Annotated in this window: 12 protein-coding genes; 4 read left to right on the top strand and 8 right to left on the bottom strand. The window is 68.1% G+C overall.

What is annotated here, in order from left to right; translation table 11 throughout:
- Nucleotides 1–149: 149 nt before the first annotated feature.
- A complete protein-coding gene (locus QHF89_RS41455; RefSeq protein ID WP_136970446.1) occupies nucleotides 150–749 on the top strand; it encodes an RNA polymerase sigma factor in 600 nt (199 codons plus the stop codon).
- Here QHF89_RS41455 and QHF89_RS41450 read toward each other — a convergent pair.
- Nucleotides 667–3,408 (bottom strand): pentapeptide repeat-containing protein, encoded by a 2,742-nt coding sequence (locus QHF89_RS41450; RefSeq protein WP_136970445.1) that lies wholly within the window; start codon nucleotides 3,406–3,408, stop codon nucleotides 667–669. The two genes, QHF89_RS41455 and QHF89_RS41450, sit on opposite strands and share 83 nt — an antisense overlap.
- A 641-nt stretch (nucleotides 3,409–4,049) precedes the next feature.
- On the opposite strand from QHF89_RS41450, the gene QHF89_RS41445 reads away from it, so the two are divergent.
- On the top strand, nucleotides 4,050–4,961 hold the full coding sequence (locus tag QHF89_RS41445) for a hypothetical protein (protein WP_136970444.1): 912 nt from the start codon (nucleotides 4,050–4,052) through the stop codon (nucleotides 4,959–4,961).
- 6 nt (nucleotides 4,962–4,967) lie between these two features.
- Here QHF89_RS41445 and QHF89_RS41440 read toward each other — a convergent pair whose 3' ends face one another.
- From QHF89_RS41440 to QHF89_RS41430, 3 genes are all read right to left on the bottom strand, one after another.
- Nucleotides 4,968–5,750 (bottom strand): hypothetical protein, encoded by a 783-nt coding sequence (locus QHF89_RS41440; protein ID WP_284721611.1) that lies wholly within the window; start codon nucleotides 5,748–5,750, stop codon nucleotides 4,968–4,970.
- Nucleotides 5,751–5,789: 39 nt separating this feature from the next.
- Entirely contained in the window at nucleotides 5,790–6,539 is a 750-nt protein-coding gene (locus tag QHF89_RS41435) for an alpha/beta hydrolase (RefSeq protein WP_284721610.1), read from the bottom strand.
- A 95-nt stretch (nucleotides 6,540–6,634) separates the two neighbouring features.
- Nucleotides 6,635–8,098, bottom strand: coding sequence for a pyridoxal phosphate-dependent decarboxylase family protein (locus tag QHF89_RS41430; RefSeq protein WP_136970441.1), 1,464 nt, complete (start codon nucleotides 8,096–8,098; stop codon nucleotides 6,635–6,637).
- Nucleotides 8,099–8,188: 90 nt separating this feature from the next.
- Here QHF89_RS41430 and QHF89_RS41425 point away from each other — a divergent pair, with 90 nt between their 5' ends.
- Complete coding sequence (locus QHF89_RS41425) at nucleotides 8,189–8,815, top strand: phenylalanine--tRNA ligase beta subunit-related protein (protein ID WP_136970440.1); 627 nt, start codon at nucleotides 8,189–8,191, stop codon at nucleotides 8,813–8,815.
- Here the strand turns inward: QHF89_RS41425 and QHF89_RS41420 are convergent, their stop codons facing one another.
- Complete coding sequence (locus QHF89_RS41420; protein WP_284721609.1) at nucleotides 8,816–10,087, bottom strand: hypothetical protein; 1,272 nt, start codon at nucleotides 10,085–10,087, stop codon at nucleotides 8,816–8,818.
- 85 nt (nucleotides 10,088–10,172) lie between these two features.
- Here QHF89_RS41420 and QHF89_RS41415 point away from each other — a divergent pair, with 85 nt between their 5' ends.
- Nucleotides 10,173–10,850 (top strand): hypothetical protein, encoded by a 678-nt coding sequence (locus QHF89_RS41415; protein ID WP_136970439.1) that lies wholly within the window; start codon nucleotides 10,173–10,175, stop codon nucleotides 10,848–10,850.
- 9 nt (nucleotides 10,851–10,859) lie between these two features.
- On the opposite strand, the gene QHF89_RS41410 is transcribed toward QHF89_RS41415, so the two are convergent.
- From QHF89_RS41410 to QHF89_RS41400, 3 genes are read right to left on the bottom strand one after another with little or no spacing between them, the layout of a single operon-like run.
- Entirely contained in the window at nucleotides 10,860–12,095 is a 1,236-nt protein-coding gene (locus tag QHF89_RS41410) for a PEGA domain-containing protein (RefSeq protein ID WP_136970438.1), read from the bottom strand.
- Nucleotides 12,092–14,953: an FG-GAP repeat domain-containing protein gene (locus QHF89_RS41405; protein WP_284721608.1), complete on the bottom strand. Its 2,862-nt coding sequence runs from the start codon at nucleotides 14,951–14,953 to the stop codon at nucleotides 12,092–12,094. Before QHF89_RS41405 ends, QHF89_RS41410 begins: the two co-directional genes overlap by 4 nt.
- On the bottom strand, nucleotides 14,934–16,583 hold the full coding sequence (locus QHF89_RS41400) for a serine/threonine-protein kinase (protein ID WP_136970436.1): 1,650 nt from the start codon (nucleotides 16,581–16,583) through the stop codon (nucleotides 14,934–14,936). The genes QHF89_RS41405 and QHF89_RS41400 overlap by 20 nt, the downstream gene beginning before the upstream one ends.
- Nucleotides 16,584–16,593 lie beyond the last annotated feature (10 nt).

The following is a 16,593-nucleotide window of genomic DNA, read 5'->3' as shown; positions in this document are numbered from 1 at the left end:
CGCGGGGTCTCCCGCGACGAACCTTTCTCTTCATTTGGGGGATTTTCTTCTCCCCCAACCTGTGCGAGAAAACAAGCGACGCCAGCCGGTGTTAGCACCACCGACCGGCGTCTGACCCGCAAACACCGCACAACCGGAGTTCACGAGCTGTGAGCAACGTAGACGTCCATCCTGAATCCGCCAAGAAACCTACACGCCTTCCCTCGCCCGAGGCTTCCTTCGCGCGGTTTTACCGCGAATGCCGGGGGTTCGTCCGCTCCGTCCTTCGCGCCCGCGGGGTTTCGGCTCGGGAGGCCGACGATCTCGTGCAGGAGGTCTTCGTGCTCGCCTGGCAGCGCCACGATCGGCTCGCGCTCGGCGACCAAGCACGACCATGGCTCTACACGGTCGCGCTCTACATGGCCTCGAACCATCGCAAGCTCGCCCGGCACCGAGTCGAGGACCTCACGGCCGATCTCCCCGAGCCGCTGGTCTTTCCACGAATGATCCAGGCCATGGAGGCGACCCGCCTCCTGGCGAGGGTCCTCGGCAAGCTCGGCCGGAAGGTCGCCGCGGTGCTGATTGCGTACGAGATCGAGGGACGTTCGATGGTGGAGATTGCCCGCAGGCTGCGAATACGGTTGAAGACGGCCTACGCGCGGCTGCAACTGGCGCGGGAGAAATTGGTCAGTCTTGCGCCGAACGGCCTGGAATGTCGACATCGATTGCCCCTCGGGAACTTGGGTCGAAGAATTCGGGCCAGCAAGTAAGCGCATTGTAGAGAGCGCCGCTGAGATCCGCACCGCTGAGGTTCGCACCGTTCAGGTCCGCACTGATGAGGTCCGCACCGATGAGGTTCGCACCGCTGAGGTCCACACCTCTGAGGTCCGCACCGCTGAGGATCGCACCGCTGAGGTCCGCACCGCTGAGGCCCGCACGTCTCAGGATCGCATCGATGAGGTCCGCACCGCTGAGGTTCGCACCGCTGAGGTTCGCACCGATGAGGTCTGCATCTCTGAGGTCCGCACCGCTGAGGTTCGCACCGCTGAGGTCCGCATCGCTGAGGTCCGCACGGCTGAGGTCCGCACCGCTGAGGTCCGCACCGCTGAGGTCCGCACCGATGAGGTCCGCACGTTCCAGGATAACGCCCTTTGCGCTGATCCATGGCGCACACAATGGCGCCCACTCCTGACGCATCCAGAACCATGCCAGCATGGAACGCAGCGCCGACGTCTCGACCTTCAATGGTTCCAGTCCATGAAGGTAGCACCGGATCGTAAACGCAGCATACCGAAGCGGAACGCGCTGGTCATCTCGCCATGACCGTTCCTCCTCGTGCTTGCCCTCGTCAAAATCCGGCCGTTCATCGACGAAGCAGCCCTCCGCCCAACCCCCAAGGCTCTTTCTTTCGTCCTCCTTCCACTGGACGCCGTTGAGGATGGCCAGCAGGAACTCGAAGCTGCGATTGCCTGCTTCGAGCAACATCGCGCCATAAAGCTCACGCTCCAGGCTCCTCTGCCTCGATTCTCTGCGTTCCTGGAGAATCGCCCGCAACCTATCCGCCCACCAGCGAGCCGCCAAGAACTCCCCGAAGCTCTTGTGGCCGAACAGGATCACGTGGTTCTGATCCCGCAAGTCTGCCTGCAACACGAGCATGGCTCCCATGCGGATCATCTCCTGGATCTGCGGCTCTTCGCGGAGGTCGAGCACCTTCCGGAGGAGATTGTTGACGTCTTGCAAATCGAGATGCTCGCCCCGCGCTTCACGCCTCCGGTGTTCCCACGCAATGCGCGACATGAGCCACAACATCGCATCCTCCGGCGAGGTTTCCTTTCCGACGTGGCCATGTTCGCGCAGCTTCTCTCGGAGTCTCTCGGATGCTTCCGCAACACGAGGATGCCGATCCCGGTCGTGCTTGCACTTCCCAGCGGCGATCTGCTTGAAGAAATGCTCGTAGATCGCCACCTGGCTCGTTTCGCCCTGCTCGATCCGGGTAGGACCCCAGGTGACGGCGATCATGAAGAGCAGGATGGGCGTCGTCGCCAGCGCCAGAAGTTCGGCATTCTTTAGCCCCTCGACCGTAACGGGGTCGCGCGTACTGAGCCGGTTCCAGCGATCGAGCCAAGTCCCGACTTGATCCTCCTCACGGAAAGGCTGCACATCAATGACGGGGATGCCCCCGAGCTTGTCCTCCGACGGCAACGCGCCCTTTCGGGAGAACACCACCACCCGATGCCGATCACTCGTCGCCCCCTTCAGCTCCCGAAAAAGCTGCTCCACCTCCGTGTGCGACAACGCGACCTCGTCCAGCCCATCCACGATGTACACGACCCGCATCGTATCGGGCGGCATCGCCAAAGCATCGTCACTCCGCAGCAGAGAGAGCCCAATCGCCTCCGCCTGGTTGCGAAGCGCCTCCCGGACCGTCGCAGCAAAGGACTCGCGCTGAAAGTCTCGCGCGCACTTGATGAAGATTGGAAGCACAAGCTCCGCGGACGGTTGGTTCACGCCCCGCATGTACGTCTGCGCCCACCCAAGGGCGAGCATCCGCGCGGTGAGGGACTTCCCCATACCGAAATCCCCACGCACGACGACGATGGGATGCTTCCCGAGCAGGTCGCCGATGAACTCGCGCAGGGGCTTGCGCGTTTTTCCCCAAACGCCATCCGGCTCCACATACATGAAACCAAGCGGCATCATCGGCACGCCCGGCGTGGTCGTCCCGAAGACGTGCCGCCTGTCCGAAATCGACCCATCCTCCATCAACCGCCGCCGAAGCTGCCGCGCGCGATCCTTATCGACCTCCAACAAAAACCGCCCCAGCTCCTGCCCTGCCCCCGTTACCAGCAGCTCGGCATACGCCATCTGAAACGCGCCCTCGAACTGGAGCCGCGCCCCCTCGCGCCGCATGTCGAGCAACGCCGTGTCCTCGCCCCCCTCGAACCGCCCATCGGCGAACGCCGTATACAACGCCTGATAGATCGGCGTGGCCATCGGATCGGGATGCAACACATGCATCGCCGAGAGCCTCTCCCCCGCGGCCCGCTGCTCGAATTCCGGCTGCAGCCACCCCAGCGCGACACGGAGCCGCGTCTGGATCTCCTCCTCCCGCGCGGCCTTGTCGTTCGACCGGAAAGCCCGATGGAGCCACGACCGCTCCTGCAACCCGGGCGCCATCCGCTCGTCCCCCGCCCAGTGCTCGTAGAACGCCGTGCCGAACGCCTGAAGCACGAGCGCCGTATGCAGCGCCGTCATCCGTGTCCGCGGCTTGGCCTTCGCTACCCCGTGCACGGCGCCGAGGACCTCGAGGACGGCGCTGATCGCGCTGACGTCCGATTCGTCGAAGCCCTGTTTGGCCTCGCCAAGGTAGCTGAGCGCCCCCGCAGTGAAGACCTTGCCGAGCATGGTGACGATCGTGATGGGTTCCATGGGTGGACGCTCTCCATTCACCGGGTTCTGAGCGGCGTCAGCATGGCTCGCGCACGGGCGTGAGGGCTCGTGGCCAGCAACGCCTCGGACTTGTCTCGCCACACGGGAGGCATCATTCGCGGGAAGGGCGGATGCGGTCAAGACGGGCGGAAGCGGGAACGGAAGCGGAGGCGGAGGCGGAGCAGGGGTAGGCGCCAGGCGGATGCGGTGCGAGGTTCGCGCGGAGGTTGAAGGGAAGCCCCGAGGTAGGAGCCGAGGACGTCGCGGAGGTCGAAGGGAACCTCCGAGGTGGGAGCCGAGGACGTCGCGGAGGTCGAAGGGAACCTCCGAGGTAGGAGCCGAGGACGTCGCGGAGGTCGAAGGGAACCTCCGAGGTAGGAGCCGAGGACGGCACGGAGGTCGAAGGGAACCTCCGAGGTAGGAGCCGAGGATGTCGCGGAGGTCGAAGGGAACCTCCGAGGTAGGAGCCGAGGACGTCGCGGAGGTCGAAGGGAACCTCCGAGGTAGGAGCCGAGGACGGCACGGAGGTCGAAGGAGGCGCCGAGGTAGGAGCCGAGGACGGCACGGAGCACGGAGCACGCCGCCCGCGGTTGACGCCCCACGCAAGCTGTTGTTCCTTCGGTCTGCTCCCCCGCGTTGCCATGCCCATGTCGAGAGCCCTCTCCGCCCCGCGCGTCCTCCCCGCCGCCTTCTTCGCGCTCGCGGCGCTCTCCGCCCCGCCCTCGCACGCCGCCCCGCCGCCGGATCCGGCGCGCAAGGCCCAGTGCGCGGCCGCGTTCGAGGAGGGGCAGGAGCTCGAAAAAGCCGGCCGCCTGGTCGAGGCGCGCGGCAAGTTCGTCTTCTGCAGCGCCGAGACCTGCCCGGCCGTCGTGCGCGACGAATGCGCCACCATGCTCCCGCGCGTCGAGTCGAGCCTGCCGACGATCGTGCCCGGCCTGCGCGACGCCCAGGGCAACGACGTCGTGTCGGCCGAGGTGACGCTCGACGGCACCGTCCTCACGAAGACCCTCGACGGCCAGCCCATCGCGGTGAACCCCGGCCCGCATACGCTGCGGTTCGTCGCGCCGAACGCCGCGCCGGTCGAGCGGCAGGTCGTCGTGCGTGTCGGCGAAAAGAATCGCGTGATCACCGTGGATCTGGAGGCAAAGGGCGCGGCGGCCCCAGCGTCCCCGGACGGAGGCCCGGAGGAGCCCGCGGCGTCGGGTACGTCTGGAAAACGCGTGGCGTCGTACGTGCTCGGTGGCCTCGGGGTCGTGTCGCTCGGGGCGTTTGCTTATCTCGGGATCACGGGGAAGGGCGATCTCGCGGGGCTCCGGGACGGTTGTGGCCGGACGCAGAGCTGCGCCGAGGCGGACGTCGACGCCGTGAAGACGACGCTGCTGCTCGCGGACGTGTCGCTCGGCGTCGGGGTCGTGTCGCTCGGCGTCGCGACGGCGCTGTTTTTCACGAGCGGCAGCGGCGAAAAGAAGGCGACCGCCGCCCGCCCGGCCGTGATCCCCGTCGTCGCGCCGCTGCCGGGTGGCGGCGCGGCGATGCTCGTCGGCACGTTTTGATCGCGCTCAGAAAGTGCCGCCGCCGAAGTCCTCGAAGCGGACCTTGTCCGGGATGCCATAGGTGAACACGCCGATCCGGCCGCCCGAGGTCCCCATCGGCGCGCCCGAGGCGTCCCACGTCCCGAGCAGCTTGCCGTTCACGTACGCCTCGATGCGGCCATCCTCGTAGCCGCGCCCCCAGAACGTGTCGCCTTCCACGAGCGTGTACGGGACCGGCTCGCCCACCGTGGTCCACTCCCCGCCCGTGCAATACGCGACGTGGATCCCGGGAACCGCATTGAAGCGGTTCCAGCTCACCACGACCGACTCGCATTCGCTCGGGTCCCCCTGGTTGCGCAGGATGAGCTCGATCTCCGTCTCGTCCCCGTCCATCGACTCGATCGTGACGTACGCCTCCTGGCGGGGACCAAAGACCTGATCCCATATCGCCGCGTCGGGGTCCTTGCCGACCGTCTGGAGCCGCTCGCCGTCAATCGTGTACGCCCCCGGGTACCGGAGCTTCCACGAGCCCCCGGGCACACCGTCGGCGCGGTCGAAGTCGTCGAGGATCCCCGTCGCCGGTGCGCTGACGCCGCCGCCCGCGCCCCCGTCGCCGCCCGCGCCCCCGGCGCCGCCCTCGCCGCCCGCGCCCCCGGCGCCGCCCATGCCGCTGCTGGAACTCGACCCGCTCGCCGCTTCCCCGTCCGGAGCGCCGGTCAGGCCGTCGAATGACGAGGTCAGGTAACAGGCGGGGGCGAGGAGGGCGCCGGACGCAGCGAGCACGAAGGCGAGCAGGTTGTTCGAAGCCATGGACCGAGGATACCCCGGATCCAGGCGTTTCATCTACGGCTAGGGCCTGCGCGGGAGCGCGTTCTTTTCGAGCCACGCGAACGCCTGGCCGAAGACCCGCTCGGCGTCGCCCATCTGCCCGTGCTTGGCGCCCGGCATTTCGAGGTACGTGGAAGGGATTCCCGCTGCCTGGAGCTCCGCGGCGGCCTGCTTCATGCGCGTCGTCACGTCGTACTGGCCGCTCACCATGACCGCGCCGCGCACGTGCCGGAGCCGCGCCGCGGAGGGCTCCGTGGGCGCGCCGATCAAGATGAGCCGCGAATACCGCTCGGGCCATTGCTCGGCGAGCCGCTCGCCGAGATAAGCGCCCTGCGAGTGGCCGACCAGCACGAGGTCCTTCGCCTCCCCGCCGCTGACCTCGAACGCGGCCCGGATGCGGGCGTCGAGTTTGTCGAGGTCGAGCGAATGTTTGCGCAGGACGCCGCCGCCGTTGCAGGGCGTGTCGCCGCGGACCGCGAGGATGCCGCCGTGTTCGCTCGCCGTGAACTGGAAGGCCTGCACGTCCCCGACGCCGGCCGAGCACATCCCGTGCAAAAAGAGCATTTTCGGTTTCGCTCCGTTCGGGCCGGGCACGGCGAACCCGGGCAGATCGTCGGGGATGTTCAGCGTGTACACCTCGACCGGGAGCGCGAGGCGTTTCTGGGTGGCGAGGGGGCGAATCGCGGCGAGGACGTGTTCGTCCCGGCCGCAGCCCGCAGCGGCGGCGGCGAGGGATGCGACGAGCCCGAGGCGGCGGAGCATCTGCTGCATGCCCGCTTCGTGGGGGAGGCGCTCGCTCGTCGCAATCGGGGAACGGCGGGGTTCACCGGCGGATCAATGTTCGAGATTTCCGGCGCAGCGAGGGATCAGGGTCCGTCCACGCGGGTCTGGAAGAGGCCGTTCATGTATTCGACGAGCAGCCGCTCGCGCAGCGGGGGCGGCAGGTGGTTCAGGACCTCGCTCACCGCGGCCATGCGATCGGGAAGGTTGGCGCCGGCCACGCCCGTCGCCGCCATGGCCTCGCGCAGGATGCCGCCGAGCACCGCCGGATCGAGCTTCGTGAGGTCGAGCGAGGCGAGCGCGCCGCGGAGCGCCGAGAGATCGCCGCCGGGCGGGGGGAGCGTCCGGGCGATCTCCACGCAGGCGCGGAGATCCCGGAGCAGATCGCCTGCGAGCCCGAGCGCCTTCGGGTTGAGCGAGAGGTGAATGTTCTCTTTCGACGAACCAAAGCCGAGCTGCGGCTGGACGAACCAGCCGCGGGCCTTCATCTCGTCGATGACGTGAAAGACGCTGACCTCGTCGGACGTGAAGGCGACGAGGTTCATCTCGGGCCGCGCGAGGAGCCGGAGGCCCGGGATCTCCGCGATGCCGTCCACGATCTTGCGCGTCGCGGCCAGCATGCCGCGTGCGATGTCGAGGTAGCCGGCGTCGCCGAAGTGGTGGAGCACGGCCCAGCAGGCGGCGAGCGGCCCGGCCGATTTCGTGCTCTGCACGGTCGAGTTGACGACGGTGTAACCCGACCAGCCCGCGCAGGCATAAAACTGGTGGCGCCGGAGATCCTTCGTCTTGTGGAGGATCACGGACGCGCCCTTCGCGGCGAAGGCATACTTGTGGAAGTCCATGGAGATGCTGGTGACGCCCGGGACCCGGAAGTCGAAATCGGGGACGGGCGCGCCGAGCCGCCGGAAATACGGCAGGAGAAACCCGCCGATGCACGCGTCGACGTGGAGGAGGAGGTTCTTTTCGAGCGCGAGCGCGCCGAGCTCGTGGATCGGATCGACGACGCCGTGTGCGTAGGAGACGGCCGATCCGACGAGCAGGATCGTGTTCGGGCCGATGGCCTCGCGCATGGCCGCGACGTCGGCCTTGAAGGTCGTGCGATCGACGGGCACGGAGACGAGCTTGACGTCGAGGTAATGGGCGGCCTTGTGAAACGCGGCATGCGCCGTCTCGGGGACGAGGATCTCGGGCTCGCGAATGCCGCGCGCCTCGCGGGCGTGGTCGCGCGCGGTCTTCACGGCGAGCAGGATGCTCTCGGTGCCGCCGCTCGTGAACGAGCCCGCGACGGCGTCGTCGCCGCCGAGGTGCGCGGCGGCCATGGAGACGACGTCGTTTTCGAGCACGAGCGTGCTCGGAAAGACGGTGGGATCGAGCGCGTTTTCCCCGAGGTACAGGGTGTACGCGCGGTGAATGACGGCCTCGGCCTCGGGCCCGGCATCGTAGACGTACGCGAAGGTGCGTCCGTCGCGCCAGGGCATGTCGTGGGCGCGGAACGCGGTGAGTTTTCCGAACAGCTCGTCCGTGCCGAGACCCTTCGCGGGGATCTTCATCGTGCCTCCTCGGTCGTTTTCAGGGGCCATCAGGCACGCGGCGGCCCCCTCGTGTCAAGCGGGGCGCGCCGGGCTAGGATGCGCCCGACCATGCTGACGATCGATCCCCACCCGCTGCTCGAGGCCGCCGCCTTCACGACCACGTTTCCCGCGCCGCTCGGCGAAATCGCCGTCCCGGAGAGCGTCCGCGTGCTGCTCACGCCGGGCGCCGCGGCGCCGCTCGCGGCCGACGATGCGGTCCGCTCGGCCGTGCGGGATCTCTTGCGGCACGGCGGGTACAAGCCGACGGGGCGGGGCAAGCCTTCGTCCGAGTACCTCGTCCGCGCGGTGGCCGAGGGCGCGCTCGGATCGATCAATACGGCCGTGGATACGTGCAACGCCGTCTCGCTGCACAGCGGGCTGCCCATCAGCGTGATCGATCTCGACCGCGCGACGCCGCCGCTCCGGCTCGGGATCGCGAAGCCGGGCGAGAAATATGTCTTCAATGCCTCGGGGCAGGAGATCGATCTCGGCGGGCTGCTTTGCCTGTTCGACGCGGAGGGGCCGTCGGCGAACGGGGTGAAGGACGCGCAACGCACGAAGACGCACGCGGGGACGCGGCGCACGTTGAGCGTGGTATGGGGCACGCGCGCGTTGCCTGGCCGCGCACGCGAGGCCGCGGCGTGGTATCGGCGATTGCTGGAGGAGGCCGGGGCGACGGTGGACGTCGTGGCGTGATCAGCGCGGCGTCTCGCTGGCCGGGATCCAGAAGCCGCCGCTCTCGTCGGGCAGGGCAAACACCGATTTCGGCAGCACGTTCGTCCAGCCGGCGACGGTCTCCAGCACGAGGAGCTCGGCGCCGGCCTCGATCACGCCGATCGGCCGCTCTTTTTCGTCACGCCGGAAGCGAATGGGGATGTCCTTCGAGGCCCGGGCGACGCGGGGCGGCGGATCCATGACGAGCTGCGCGCCCGCGACGCTCGTCTCGGGGGGGATGTATTGATCCATCATCTCGCCCTTCGGTAAGGCCGTGAGGTCCGACCCGCGCATCCACCCGTCGATCGCGAGATCGGCGCGGAGCTTTCCGTGGACGAACGAGCCGCTCGTCTCGGTGCTCCAGAAGAGCTTGATGTCGGCGACGCTCATGCGGAGCGTGTAGACGACGTTGCCGGCGGGGCCGTCGAGGATGTCGATGTCCTGGCCCTTGGCGAGGTAGCCGCGGCCATTGCCGGGCACCTCCATGGGCACGGGCGTGCCGCGCTGCAACGCGAGCGCGTCACAAGGCGCGCTGACGGTGGCGTTCTGGCCATTCGTGCCGGCGATGGGCATCTCGACCGTGACGAACCCGAGCTTCGCCCCGGTGATCTTGAGCTTCTGCGCGGTCGCGATCCACACGTTGCCCGAAACGATCGGGATGTCGCGGCCGCTCCAGACCGGAATCGCGTTCGTCGCGACGTAGCCTTCGAGCCGGAAGGAAGGCTCGCTCGTGCGTGTGGTGATCTTCGAGCGTTGAATGGCCGGATCCGGCGGGACCTCGCTCATCGACAGGGGGACGTAGCCGCCCTGGAAGCTCGCAATGGCGCGGCCGCCCTGGGGCGCGTCGTAAAGCACGGTGCCCTTCGCGAGCGGGGATGACCCTTTGAGGATGCAGTTCGGACCGGTCACGCCAATCGTCGCGGTGGGCGGGGGAGGAGGAGGCGGAGGAGGAGGCGGAGGCGGAGGCGGAGGAGGAGGCGGAGGCGGAGGCGGAGGCGGCGGCGGCGGCGGCGGCGGCGGAGGCGGCGGCGGCGGCTTGTTCCCCGTCGGCTTCGTCGTGGGCTCTGACGTGGCCTTCGTGGTGCCCTCGGGCCGCGGGTCCTCGAAGGTTCCCTCCGTCGGTTGCCATTGCCCCGTTCGTGGCTCGGTCGGGGTGCAGGCGACGGCAAGGCCGAGCGTGACGCAGGTCGCGGCGAGGACGGCGGCGGTGACCGACGTGCGCGCGAGATCCGGGCGGCGAGGGCAGGGAACCATGGGCGTAGCTATAACACGTTCCGGGCAGAGCTTGCGTACCTCCACGCGCTTGACGTCTCGGGCCCGTGGTCCTTAGGCTCGGCGAATGACGTTCCCTTCGCGATCTTTGGGTCTCCTCCTCGGTCTCGCCTCGTTCGTCTTCGCCACGGCCGCATCCGCACGTCCATTCCGGGTGAATGACATTCCGAACGGCACCAAATACGGCTGCTTGAACTGCCACGGCGACACGAAGGCCAGCTACAACACGGATTTCGGCAGTGACGCACGCCTCTATCTCGTCGGCGCCGTGCCGGTGCAAGAGCAAAACGTGAACTGGGCGGCGCTCTGCCCGCTCGATTCGGATCGGGACGGCTGGACGAACGGGCTGGAGCTCGGCGACCCGGATTGCGCCTGGACGAAGGGCGACGCGGATCCGAAGGGGTTCGTGTACAACCCCGGCGACCCCGACGTGCATCCGCCGCCCGTCTGCGGGAGCGGCAAACTCGAAGCTGGCGAGGCGTGCGACGGGGATCTTTTCCTGGTGAACGATTGCGCCGAGGCAGGCGCGGGGGAAGGGCAGCTCGCCTGCACGGACGATTGCAAGCTCGACCTTTCGCAATGCAGCGAGCCGCCCGGCTCGGTGCCCGACCTCAGCGGAGACGGAAACACGACCCAGCCCGGAACGTGCGCCGCGGCGCCGGGATCGGCCCGGAGCCTCGGAGGCATGGGCGCGATGATCGGGATGCTCGTCGCGGCGGCGGTGATGCGGCGGAAACGGCGGTAGGCAGGCGAATCAGAAGCGCGCGCCGAACGAGAGGCCCACGAGGCCGGGGCCGACGGCGGGCACGACCGCGATCTCGCGCAGGCGCGAGGGACCCGGGCTCTGGGGCTTCTTGTCGTCCTTCTTGCGCGGGGGGGTGAGCCGGGGTTCGTCGAAGTAATACAACAAGAACGCGAGGGCCCCAAAGCCGGCGGCCACGTTCAGCGCCGCCGTCGCGCCGTTGCGAAACGCCGTCTGCCCGTCCCGATACGTCAGGTAATCGTCGAGCTCCGTATCGCTGATCGTCTCATTTTTGCGCTTCTCGTTGAGCTTCTTCGCCTCCTCGCCGGAATCGGCCGCGAGGAACGCCATGACGATGCCCCCGGCGACGCAGGTCGCCGCCCCGCCGATGAGGACGAACGAGGTCATCCTTTGTCGCGTGCGGTCGAGCGTGGCCTTCAGGTCCTCCGACTTGCCGCGCCCGAGATCGAGCTCCGTGGTGAACGTATTGAAGCCGTTCAGGCTCACGTGGAGGGTCCGGACGCCCGCCTCGATCTGGAGCGGCGCCTGGAGCGGCAACGCGCCCTTGGGCAAACCATCCACCGTGACCGAGGCGCCAGCCGGGCCCGTGATCGAGACGTACGCCGGCATTTCGCGCAGCGGCACGTCGAGCGCCGTCATCTGGCCTTGCTTGGCCGGCACTTCGCGCTCTTCGGGGAAATATCCGGGCGCCTGCACCAGGACCTTGTGTTTGCCCGGCGTGACGTCGATCGCCTCGAGCGGCCGCGGCGCTGCGCCGTCGATCGAAATCGTCGCGTCCTCGACCTGCGTCGTGATGGAGATCTGGGTCGAGGGCGCCTCCTCGGGCGCGGGCGTGCTCTGCACCTCGGGGGGCAAACGCGAGAGGATCTCCTCGATGTCCTTGATGCCCGCGTCGGCCTCGCCGCGGCGCTTGCCCGTCGTGTCCGTGGCCAGGTACCGGCGATAATAGTCCACGGCCTGGCGCAGGTTCTGCGGCTTGCCATCGTTGCCGTATTGCTTGCGGTAGGCCTGCGCGATGGAGAAGAGGAGGCCGGGGCGCGTCGTGAGCGCGTAAGCCTGCTCGAAGGCGCGGACGGCGTTCGCGTAATTGCCCTTCTCGTATTCACGCGCGCCGGTCTCGAAGTAGGCGCGCGCTTCGGGGGAATCGACGTCCGCAGGGCCCGCGAGCGAAGGCCCCGCCCCGGTCGCGAGCGCGAGCGCCACGAGCGCCGCGAAGAAACGCTTCATCGGGCGATCTCCTTGCCGAGGAAGAGGAGCAGCTTCTGGCCCTCGGCGACGAGCAGATCGTCGACGCCGTCGCTGTTCGCGTCGATCGCGAGCAGCGCTTGGCCACCCCGGATCCGGGAGAACGGCAAAGGCGGTTCTTCGTCCGGCAGGACCACCGGGACGATGAACTTGCGGGTCTTCGCGTCGAACGAGAACACGTAGAGCCCGCCCCGCGTGAGCACCGCGAGCTCCTTGTCCGCTGTCGCATTGGTGTTCAGCAATGCGATGTCGATGATCCCCCGCAGTTCCTCGGTGTCTGCGTTGCTCGTCGCCATGTCGGGGCCGAAATAATCGTCCGACAGATCGGCGGCGAGGGTCATGTTTTTCGCGTTGACGGGATCCTTGCCCGAGCCTTCGTTCCAGAAGATCGCGACGGCGGACCGGACCGTGATCGGATTCCCGTTCTCCTGGGGCACGCGCTTTTGCACGAGGACGACGATGTCGCGCTGGCCATTGCCGTCGACGTCGACGACGAGCGACGGCACGTTGAACGGATCGGGGTCCGGCAAGACGAGATTGTGAGCCACGGCGGGGATGGGGTTCGGGAGCGGATCGAATTGACCGGCCCGGTAATCGTTGACCCAGAGGCCCTGGCTTTCCCCCGGGGCATCCATGAAGATCGCCAGCGCGTCATGCACCGCGTCGTACCGCTGGTCGTAATTCACGGGCGCGATCAGCATGCTGCCGTTCATCGCATCCAAGCCTTCGAGGACCGGCAGGGACGAACCATCCGAGGAACAACCCGCGAGCCAGATCTTGCTGGCCGTCCGCGCCACGATCGTCGACGGGGTCACCGTCTCCTCCTCCTCGGTCTCGTCCGGCGGCGAAGGCGCCTTGCATTCCTCGACGCCGAAGCGCGACACGACGATCTGGGTCGGTCCATCGGCGGAGTTCGATAGTTCCATTCCCTGCCCCGGAGGGGGCTTGATGGTGAGCGGCGCGAGAAGCCTTCGACCGACGTTTCCTTCGACGATCGTGAAATGCTTGGTGGGCGAGGTCATGCCCGGCATGCCCGGCATGCCCGCCATGTCCGACGTGCGCACGGAGAGGACCACGAGATCGTCGAGCAGATCGGGGGCACCGACGGCATTTTTCCCTTTCACGCGGCCCGCGGCGATGTGCTCGAGGCCCTCGAAGACGCCGAGGGAGAGAGGGGCCTCGGGCACGGCCAGCGGGCGGCCGAAGAGCATGAGGAGCTCGCTCGGGCCCGAGGACATCTGGCCATTCGGCGCGGCGGGCGGCACGAGCCGGAGGACGGCGTCGTCCACGGAGTCGCCGTCGAAATCACCAACGGCGAACTCGCCGACGATCTCCTCCACCGGAATCGTGAACGTCTTGAGTTCGCCCCCTTCGACGCGACTCCACACGTCGAGGAGCGTCTGCTTTTCGCGCGCCGCGAGGAGATCCGGGAGCTTGTCGCCATTGAAGTCTCCGAACACGGCGCGCCCCCATTTCACGCCTGCCGGGATTTTCATGCAATCCCGCGTGTACGTGTCATCAGGACTGGGCTGGAACGGGTTGTAGAGGACCCCACGAGCATCGACCACGTCGAGCGCCCCATTGACATCAAAGTCACCCACGGCGAGGGGCGGGCCGCCGAGGGTACGCCCGAGGCAGCTCTCGGGATCGAAGACGCTGAGCGGCTCGAGGTAGGTCGGCGCGGGCATGGGCGCGAGGAACGTACCATTGCCCTCGTTCCGGTAGAGATGCAGGCCCTCGGTTTTCGTCGAATCCACGAGTCCGACGAGCAGATCGTCGTCGCCGTCGTCGTCGGCGTCCGCGAAGAAGACGCCGGTCCACAGGGAGGCGCCTGCGGGGAGCGAAATGGGGATGAACGTCGGCTCCTCGGCGAGCTTTTTCGGAGCCTGGCACGTGAGAACGTACATCGCAGGTGCCGGGGCCGCGAGCGCGAAGGCGATGAGGGGGCACGCGGTGGGTGTCTTCGCCGGGGCGAAGGCGACGCCGGCGAGCGTCCCCGAGAACGAGGGGCCGACCTGCTTGGGGGGAGGCGTGGAATCTGCTTCGTCGCTTTCCCCGATGACCCGCGCTTCGAGGGTGGTTTGTCCCGCATTCGTGACGAACGCGAGCAGCATATTGTCTTCATCGAGCCGGCCGAGGGGCAAGAGCCGCACCGTGCCGAGGTCCACGTCCCCCGAAGGATAACTCCTCGGCAGGAGCGTGCGGTTGTCCTGCCCCGTCAGGACGCCGAGCGCGTTGCCGAGGTTCAGGATGAGATCGGAGGTGCCGTCCCCGTCGATATCGCCGATTCCAGGCAAACGTCGATCGTTTGGCACGTTGAGCGATTGGTCGATGAGGCCGTTCGTCTCAAAAAACAGGATGTCGAGCGAGCTGTCGTCGATCGCCACGGCGTCCTGCCGGCCGTCACCGTCGAAATCGCCGGAGAGCAAGCGTCGCACGCCGCCGCCCGCGATCGAGAGCGGAGAGGCGGAGAGCCCGCCGGGCTTGCGGCATGTGCCGTCAATCCCGCAGCCGAACTCGGCCGGGCACGCCACGGTCGGATCGTCGGCGAGGTTGCAGACGTAGCGGCAGGCCGAGCCGCAGCGGGTCTTGCGCTTCGTGCTCGTGTCCCCCGCGTCCCCCGCGTCCCCCGCGTCGACCGTGTCGACGGTGTCGACGGGATCGGTTTCCGGGTTGCCATCACAATCTTCGCCCGTGTCGGGTTCGAAGACGCGGTTGCCACAGACGTTCTTGTCGACGTTGTCGAGGGGCTCGCAGCTCGCGACCGCCACAGCCCCAAGGAATGCAGCGAGGCCGATCAGCGCCGCGCGACGCCGGAAGCTAGTACTCGAGGTCCCCACGATTCTTCACCGTCTTCGCCGTCCCGCTCGTCCGCGGCTGGGAGGTCGCCTTCTCCTTCTCCAGCGTGATCGGGATCAGGAGGTTGTGGTTGGGCTCGACGGTGACCGATTTCGATTGATGGCCCTTCGCCGAGAAGGTGAGCTCGACCGGCGCATCGCCGCGCGGGATCTTGATGGGGCCGGGCGCGACGCCGAGCTTGCGCTCGCCGAGGTGGATTTCGACGTTCTCCGGGGTCGCCTGGACGCGAAGCTCGATTTCGAGCGGCACATCCGGCACGACCGTGGGCTCCGGCGCGCTCGGCTTCTCCGGGGGGAGCGCGGGGAGCGTGGGCGGCGGGGGAGGCGGAGGCGGAGGGTGCGCAGCCACGGCGTCGGGCCCGCCCCGGGAAGCATAAAGCGTCGCCACGCCGATTCCCGCGACGAAGAGGCCCGCGCCGAGGGCCACGAAGAGAACGTTGGAGCGGCGGCTCGGCGCGGCGTCCGGCGTGGACCTGAGCGTGGCCTTCGGCTGCTCCCCCGAGGGCGAGGTCGAGCCCGTGGTCGCCGGCGCCGCGTCCGGCTGCATCATCGTCGTCGCCTGCCCGAAGACGGCTTGCTCGGCGGGCGTGAGGCCCGCCGGCACGTCGAGGCGCGGGAGTTTTTCGCTCGAGCGCGTGGCGACGGCGGGCACCTCGATTCCCGCCGCGCGGGCCGCATCGACGACCGCGTCGATCGCGGCCGTCACCGAGGCCGGGCGTTCGGCCGGATCCTTCGCGAGCATCCGGAGCACGGGCGCGTCGAGGGTCGTGCCGAGGTCCGGACAAACCGACGACAGGGCCGGTGCGGGGGACTGGACCTGCTGCATGAGCACGTCCATCACGTCGTCGCCCAGGAACGGCGGCTGGCCCGTGAGCACGGCGTGGGTCATCACGCCGAACGAATAGATGTCCGTCCGGTGATCGACCTGCTTGCCGCGGCATTGCTCGGGCGACATGTAGAGCGGCGTGCCCATGGGCGTGCCGGTGCGCGTCTTGTGGCTCTGCGAGTCGCCGAGGAGCTTCGCGATGCCGAAATCGAGGAGCTTCGGGAAGACGGAGCGGTCCTCGTCGAAGACCAGGTAGACGTTCTCCGGCTTGAGATCGCGGTGCGCGATGCCGGCGGCGTGCGCCGCGTCGAGGGCGCGCGCGATCTGCCGCAGGATGGGCAATGCTTCGGAGGGGCGGAGCCGGCCACGTTCGCGCAGGTATGCTTCGAGGGTCATGCCCTCGAGCAGCTCCATGATGTAATACTGCCGTCCGTCGTCGAGCTTGCCGAACGAGAAGATGTCGATGATGCCGCGGTGGCGGATCTGGTTGACCGCGCGGGCCTCGGCGACGAACCGCGAGACCATCACCGGGTTGTGCGAGTATTGCGGGTTCAGGACCTTGATCGCCGCGAATTTGCCGATGACCGGGTGGACCGCGGCGTACACCGCGCCGAACCCGCCCTCGCCGATTTTGCGCTCGATGCGGTATTCCCCGACGATCCGGCCGGGCTCGAGCTGGAGCGCTGCGGCCGGGATCGCGTCGTCCGGGACGAGAGACGTGCCGTCGCTGGGGCAGGTGGCGACGTCGCCCGAGTAGGTGGCAAGGCAAGTAGGACAGGTGGCCATGCGGCGCTCG

Origin of the sequence: Polyangium sorediatum (assembly GCF_029946465.1) — a bacterium.
In the GTDB taxonomy this organism is placed as follows: Bacteria; Myxococcota_A; Polyangia; order Polyangiales; family Polyangiaceae; genus Polyangium; species Polyangium fumosum.
The sequence above is the reverse complement of the archived record's forward strand: the minus strand, read 5'-3'. Positions and strand labels throughout refer to the sequence as shown.